Source organism: Dolichospermum sp. UHCC 0260, from assembly GCF_009711985.1.
Taxonomy (GTDB): domain Bacteria; phylum Cyanobacteriota; class Cyanobacteriia; order Cyanobacteriales; family Nostocaceae; genus Dolichospermum; species Dolichospermum lemmermannii.
The window spans coordinates 147,997-153,329 of record NZ_VIKZ01000002.1; the positions used below are offsets into that span (position 1 = coordinate 147,997).

Sequence of the window (5,333 nt, forward strand, 5' to 3'; positions counted from 1 at the left end):
GCCAAAAATAATTCTCCAAATGCTTCGCCCGTACAGTGGTTAGTGGTAAGAGGGATTTTGATACTCTTGCCTTTTTCCCACAAAAAAACCAGGGCTAACCCTGGTTCTCTTCGTTATTATTACCTGAATTTTAGCCTTTAGCACCAGCAAAAAAACTGATGTGGTAAGGTGTGCCTTTGGCTGGGTGAATCTGAACTTCACGAAGCACGGTTGTACCAGTCCACTCTAATTCAGCAATGCTGAGTTCCACTTGGGTTTTATTAGGAATAACTTGCTTGAGCAAACGTTCTACAACTTTAGCGTCAAGAACTAGAGAAATTGATTCAATCCCGTTGTGACCATACAAGTTGGCGGGAATTAATCCAGAACGGCGCAAAGCTCTGGGTTTGCTACCTTCGGGACGGGTTTTAGATTCGAGTGTGATTGCCATATAAGTTGTTAAGTTGTTAAGTTGTTAGTTGTCAGTTGTCAGTTGTCAGTTATTTTGCCAATGACCAATGACCAATGACCAATGACTAAACTGGTGTACCGTTAGGTTGTAACAGTGCGCGTTTGGGACCGTGAATAGGATCTTCAACAATGATAGTTTGATCACGACTTGCTCCCAAGGAAACAATTGCAATCGGCACTTCCATTAATTCTGCCAAGAATTTCAGATAGTCCAGTGCTTTTTGTGGTAACTCTTCCAGGGTACGACAGTGACTTGTTGACACTTGCCATCCTGGTACAGTTTTGTAAATGGGACGACAACGGGCGAAAAGACGAGCGCTGGTGGGGAAGTGTTCGCAGCGTTCACCATCAATTTCATAAGCCACACAAACATTGATTTCCTCTAGTTCATCGAGAACATCAAGTTTGGTAAGTGCCATACAATCCATGCCGTTAATGCGAACCGCATAACGACCAATAACCGCATCAAACCAACCACAACGACGTTTACGCCCTGTAGTTGTGCCAAATTCTGCACCGCGATCGCCTAACAAGTCACCAATTTCGTCATCTAGTTCCGTGGGGAAAGGACCTTCTCCCACTCTTGTCGTGTAGGCTTTGGATACACCAATTACCCGATCTATCATTGTTGGTCCTAGTCCACTCCCCACACAAGCCCCCCCAGCGACTGGGTTGGAGGATGTGACATAGGGATAAGTTCCGTGATCTAGGTCAAGTAATGTCCCTTGTGCGCCTTCAAACAAAATATTCCGTCGTCGTAAAACCGCATCGTAGATTTTCAACGATGTATCAACGACGAAAGGACGCAAGCGTTCCGCATAACCTAAATACTCCTCAATCACTTCTTCTGGATTGAGAGGTGGCAGATTATACAGCTTTTCTAAAATGGTATTTTTATAGTTTATCGTCCACTTTAACTGCTCACGGAGTCCGTCGGTGTCCATCAAGTCTAACATCCTGATGCCTATCCGCTCAGATTTATCGGCGTAAGTAGGACCAATACCTCTACCTGTTGTCCCGATTTTATGATTTCCCCGTACTTCCTCTGATGCCTTGTCAATCATGCGATGATAGGGCATGGTGACATGAGCCGTCTGAGATATCAACAGATTAGCCGTGGAAATATTTAATTCTTCTAGTTGTTCGAGTTCTTTAATCAAGACTTGCGGATCGATGACTGTTCCACAGCCAATGATACACTCGGTTTTTGGATACAAAATACCAGAGGGGATTAAGTGCAGCTTAAACGTCTGACCTTGGACTACGATTGTATGCCCAGCGTTCACTCCCCCTTGGTAACGTACCACCACGTCTGCGGAGCGGCTGAGTAAGTCAGTTATTTTACCTTTTCCTTCATCGCCCCACTGGGCACCTATGACAATGACGTTAGCCAAGAGATTATATTAAAGGGTAAAGTTTCCACAAAGATCCATTATTAACATATTTTTAATGTTTTGTCAATAAATTGGGCATAACATTATTTACGGAGTATCAATACCTTGGCCAATTTACGAGGGTGAGATGATCATGCTTTAACTATGTAATGTGCGATAAGTTAAATTTTGTAATATTCTATAAATATCGCTGTGATAATATGTATCTAAATTTATGGACTTAGAACCCGCTACGGTGCTTGGAATTTCCTTTTGTGCGGCGTTAGTTGCTATTACTGGTATGGCAATTTACACATCTTTTGGACCCCCAAGCCAGGAATTAGATGATCCCTTTGATGATCACGAAGATTAACAGATCTATTAATTTAACATGATGGTTGGCATTGTCCACCCTACATTCTAGTCAGATGGGGTAATTCATGAATTATCCCTCCCATATCTATACTTTGAATATCTACCTCTAAGACTCAGTAGGTGATGTAGTTGCAGATGCTGGTGGTGAGATCTGTTGACTCTCAGAAGGTGCAGATTCTTCTTTCTGTTTAGTTGTATTTTCGGAGGGAATATCAGTAATAATAGGAGTTATTTTTTGTTGATTATATTGAGGAGATTCGATAGGAGTAGAGGTAGAAGTCGCTTTTTCAGGGGTTTTTTTTGGTGGTTGCTCTTTGTTTTTGTATTTGCCGTTCTTGAAGTTTACGGTGACGCTGTGATCCTTTAATGGCAAAGTTAACTGAGGCTCTTACCCCTTCTCTTCCCTCTGCTGTGGGTGTTAATTTCCACTCTTGTGCAGCTTGTTGAGCGGCCTGATCTAGTTCGCTATCACCACTGGAACGGACTAACCGAACTCGCGTAACATTACCCTGACTATCAGTATCAATAGCAACTTCTGCATTTCCTTCAATGCCACGCTGTCTGGCTATATCAGGGTACTTAATTTGACACTGGATACAATCTGCACGATTCAGTTTAGAACTATTTTCTATGGGAGGTTTCGGTGCGGTAGCTATTGGTGTATTTTCTGGTTTTGGTTTATTCCCACTTTCATTCCCAACACCATTACCAGTACCATTACCTGTACTATTTCCAATTCCATTACCAACACCAGTACCTGAACCAGTACCATTACCTGTACTATTTCCAATTCCATTACCAACACCAGTACCTGAACCAGTACCGTTTCCAGTACCTAAACTATTTCTTGAGCGATCGCCTAAATTGCCTAAAATATTTTTATTCTGCGGTAACTGTGTGGAAGCGGTGGAGTTGCTAGGGATATTGTTGGAACTAGCATTAGGTTGAGTTTCTGACTTTAATGGTGTGATTTTTGTGGGTTTTGTCTGCACTTGGGGTTGAGTAGACGCTAGGGTATTTGCGTTTTCATCTAATTTTTGTATTGGTTTTGTTTCTACTGGGGGTGGTGTTGTCGCAGGTTCAGGAGTTGTGTTTTCTATTGGGTTAGTTTGTACAGGAGTTAATATTTTCGCTGGTTCACGATTTGTAAGTGTTTGGGATTGTTTACTGATAAGGTTAGTAGTGATTTTTAGTTGAGCCTGTTTGGTTATGGGTGCGACAGAAGACTTAATCATATTCAGGGCTGTTTCTGTTGGTGTAGAAATTCCGCCACCTTTATTTCCACCACCACCACCGGAATTTGTTTTTGCTAGGGATTTTATCTCTACTGGTAGTTGGTTTACTTCCTGGGGTATTGTTTCCAGAATTGTCACTTCAATGGGTTCTTCTCTAACTTCAGGGAATTTGAGAAAAAATTTGTTAATAGCTAAAGCTAGTATCCCAATATGTAATACCAATGAACCAATTAGACTAAAGAAAAGAAAAGTCTTTAATGCTTCAGCTTCTTTTTCGCGCTGTTCTATAGTGACACTTGAAAACTCCATATTTTCTGACTATTTATGATAATTATTTTCTTGATTTAGAATCCAGTAAAAGATGATATCAACAACATCTATGCTTTTATGAATTTTTCTATTTAGGCAGGGAATAATTAATTTATTTTATTCATGGAATGGAGAATTTATGAAAATATTAAGATATTAAAGAAAAGCCATTTACCATGCTGATGATATTTTTGGTTGCACAGTGGTTACTAAATCTAAGTAGGTGAACGGAAAAAACCGAAATATGTAACGAAAAGTAAAATCGCCCAAACCCTCTTCACTCTTGCCTCTTGCCTCTTGCCTCTTGCCTCTTGCCTCTTGCCTTGCCATAACGACCATTTTCAATGCTAACCTACTTAATTACTAATAAAAAGACTGAGCGGGACAAAAAGCCCCGCACATTGTTAAACCATCAAATTAGATATAAATTTACTTCTTCCAGTCCTTATCAGCTTGTTCTAGGACATAAGCAGCTACATTTTCTATTTGCTCTGCTTTTAACCGACCCTTAAAGGCTGGCATAGCACCTTTACCATTAGTAACTTGATAAACAATTGCTTCAGCCGAGTACATACCGTACTTTTCCAAATCTGCTTTTTTCAGGGTTTTGGCAGCATTAACTAAATTTCTGCCACCCGCATGACAAGAAGCACAATTAGCACTAAATACTTTAGCTCCACTGGCTGCGTCTGCGGCCAAAGCGGGACTAATGAAGGCAAAGGTGAAGATAGCTATGCCTAATAATAATACTGAGACAATCTTTTTCATCTGGTGTTCTCTCGATAACAATGTCTGAATCGGTACAAATATCCTCCCTAATTCTCATTTAATTTCGTTGCATTAGTCAAACGACAGACTGTCAAACTTGGCTGAAATAATTGAGAATTTGAGATTAGTTGATTGATAGCTTCAGGGTTTAGACAAAATGTAAACTTATATGAATTTAAATTGAAGAAGAGCAAAAAGAAATTAATAATGAAGGATAAAAGGAAAATTTGCTATATTTACCCTTTATCTTTTAAACTTCATTTTTGCTTGGCTAATTGGGTCAGATCCTTTTCAGTCACCCGACAAATCCGCCAATCTTCTAAAATATCTGCACCCATATTCCGGTAAAATGCCTGCGCTGACACATTCCAATCTAAAACACTCCACTCTAAGCGCCCACAATCCCTTTCTACAGCTATTTGGGCTACTTTGGACAAAAGTGCTTTACCAATACCTTGGCGGCGATATTCCGGCAAAACAAAGATATCTTCTAAGTAAATTCCTGGCTTGGTGAGAAATGTAGAATAATTATGAAAAAATAGGGCAAAACCTACAGCCTTACCTTCAAATTCGGCTAGGATTGCATCTACGTATTTTGGTGAACCAAATAAATGATCCTTGAGGGCTTCAGCATTGCCAATAACAGCATCAGATAGTTTTTCATATTCAGCAAGTCCCTGAATTAAGGCAAATAAGGTATGAGCATCACTGGGTTCGGCAAAACGGACAATTAAATTAGTCATTAGTCATTGGTCATTAGTCATTGGTCATTAGTTCACATTTTATACTCAAGATGTCTAATTTTTTTTAACCACAGACAACT

General features: G+C 40.1%; 6 protein-coding genes. 1 reads left to right on the forward strand and 5 read right to left on the reverse strand.

Annotated features, from left to right (window positions below; translation table 11 throughout):
* Positions 1-130 precede the first annotated feature (130 nt).
* Together rplY and FJR08_RS01605 are read right to left on the reverse strand one after the other, a co-directional pair.
* Positions 131-430 carry a 50S ribosomal protein L25 gene (rplY, locus tag FJR08_RS01600; protein WP_015083400.1) on the reverse strand — a complete coding sequence of 100 codons (300 nt, stop codon included), beginning with the start codon at positions 428-430 and terminating at the stop codon, positions 131-133.
* A gap of 85 nt (positions 431-515) precedes the next feature.
* The gene (locus tag FJR08_RS01605) at positions 516-1,844 is read right to left on the reverse strand and encodes an adenylosuccinate synthase (protein WP_148764530.1); all 1,329 of its coding nucleotides are present in this window, start codon (positions 1,842-1,844) and stop codon (positions 516-518) included.
* Between the two features lie 214 nt (positions 1,845-2,058).
* Here FJR08_RS01605 and psbN point away from each other — a divergent pair, with 214 nt between their 5' ends.
* Positions 2,059-2,196: a photosystem II reaction center protein PsbN gene (gene psbN / locus FJR08_RS01610; protein ID WP_015083402.1), complete on the forward strand. Its 138-nt coding sequence runs from the start codon at positions 2,059-2,061 to the stop codon at positions 2,194-2,196.
* 289 nt (positions 2,197-2,485) lie between these two features.
* Here the strand turns inward: psbN and FJR08_RS01615 are convergent, their stop codons facing one another.
* From FJR08_RS01615 to FJR08_RS01625, 3 genes are all read right to left on the reverse strand, one after another.
* The gene (locus tag FJR08_RS01615; protein WP_254435660.1) at positions 2,486-3,742 is read right to left on the reverse strand and encodes a TonB family protein; all 1,257 of its coding nucleotides are present in this window, start codon (positions 3,740-3,742) and stop codon (positions 2,486-2,488) included.
* Between the two features lie 429 nt (positions 3,743-4,171).
* Positions 4,172-4,510 (reverse strand): cytochrome c6 PetJ, encoded by a 339-nt coding sequence (petJ, locus tag FJR08_RS01620; RefSeq protein WP_168631939.1) that lies wholly within the window; start codon positions 4,508-4,510, stop codon positions 4,172-4,174.
* A 257-nt stretch (positions 4,511-4,767) separates the two neighbouring features.
* Positions 4,768-5,253, reverse strand: a complete 486-nt coding sequence (locus FJR08_RS01625) for a GNAT family N-acetyltransferase (RefSeq protein WP_015083405.1) — start codon at positions 5,251-5,253, stop codon at positions 4,768-4,770.
* Positions 5,254-5,333: the final 80 nt, after the last annotated feature.

Coding starts and splice junctions, on each gene's coding strand:
- rplY (WP_015083400.1), bottom strand. CDS start 430: ATGGCAATCACACTCGAATCTAAAACCCGTCCCGAAGGTAGCAAACCC.
- psbN (WP_015083402.1), top strand. CDS start 2,059: ATGGACTTAGAACCCGCTACGGTGCTTGGAATTTCCTTTTGTGCGGCG.
- FJR08_RS01615 (WP_254435660.1), bottom strand. CDS start 3,742: ATGGAGTTTTCAAGTGTCACTATAGAACAGCGCGAAAAAGAAGCTGAA.
- petJ (WP_168631939.1), bottom strand. CDS start 4,510: ATGAAAAAGATTGTCTCAGTATTATTATTAGGCATAGCTATCTTCACC.
- FJR08_RS01625 (WP_015083405.1), bottom strand. CDS start 5,253: ATGACTAATTTAATTGTCCGTTTTGCCGAACCCAGTGATGCTCATACC.